Raw genomic sequence first — 1,127 nt, forward strand, 5'->3', positions numbered from 1 at the left:
GGCTGTTTTTGGTTAATTTCTTAGGGGTTATTATCTAATTATAGACCCTAAACGAACATCTTTTGTAGAAATCCTTTTTTCTGCTCTTTGAGAAGATCTAGCTTACGCTGATGAAGAGCGATAGTGTCATCTAACTGTTTAAAGAAAGAGCCTATTTTTTGTTGTTCTTCAATCTTAGGTAGCTCTAGATTTAGATTAGAAACTGCAGGATAGTTAACATATATTTGCGTTCCCCCCTGAACAATTCGTTTAACTTTTTCTCTAAAAGGACCATTAAGTATGGTATATGCAAAATTAGAATCAAAGTTTTCTTTCGGAGAAATAATTTCAGTTCGTTGATTGATAACATATTCGTTATCTTTTTCTACCAGTAAAGTTCTTCCAATAATTGTTCCATTAGCAGTTTTATCATTTAGCACCATGGTGAGCTCTCCAGAATTAACAACTCGTCCATCTGTAATTTCATTTGATATTGCGCGAATATTTTGATCAACGTATTGGCTATTTAATCCATAGCTACCAATTGAAATAACTTTGTATACACCATATTTGTCAAAATACTTTTCAATAGCTGTTCCGCCTCTGTGATTAGCTACGTCAGATAACTTACGCTCTTCCCAATCGTCAGCAAACCCCGCAAATCGCAATTCAGGAACTTTGGCACCATTTTTAGGGAACATCTTTTGTAAAAAGCCTTTTTTCTGTTCTTTCAATAAATCTAACTTACGTTGATGAAGAGCGATAGTATCGTCTAACTGTTTAAAGAATGACCCGATTTTTTGTTGTTCTGAAAGTTCAGGTACCATAATCGACATTTTCGACATTTGCTTACCTGAAACCTCAACAAAAGTAGATCCTGCACCGGTGACTTCCCCATATCGCTTGAGCTCATTAGTTCTTGAAAAAATAAAATAACTATCAAGTTTATTTTGATCAGGAACAATTGATTGAAACCCTTGATTAGTTGTAGCTTCTTTGGCTAATATAGCGGTGTTTCCGATACCAGCACGAGAAGTAAATAAGACGGTTCCTACTGGTAAAATTCGAGCTGAACTCTTCTTTAGACCTAGTTCAGTAATAGTCTTTTTACTTTTACTAACATAACTTTGTTCTCCAATTTCAGCTGG

Annotated in this window: 1 protein-coding gene; it reads right to left on the reverse strand. The window is 34.9% G+C overall.

Going from position 1 to position 1,127, the window contains the following annotated elements; genetic code table 11:
- Positions 1–47: 47 nt before the first annotated feature.
- Positions 48–1,127, reverse strand: a 1,080-nt coding sequence (locus ACWD1Z_RS37770) for a restriction endonuclease subunit S (RefSeq protein WP_451125472.1), incomplete at its 5' end; no start/stop codon positions are given.

The sequence above is a fragment of the Streptomyces sp. NPDC002784 genome, assembly GCF_053592135.1.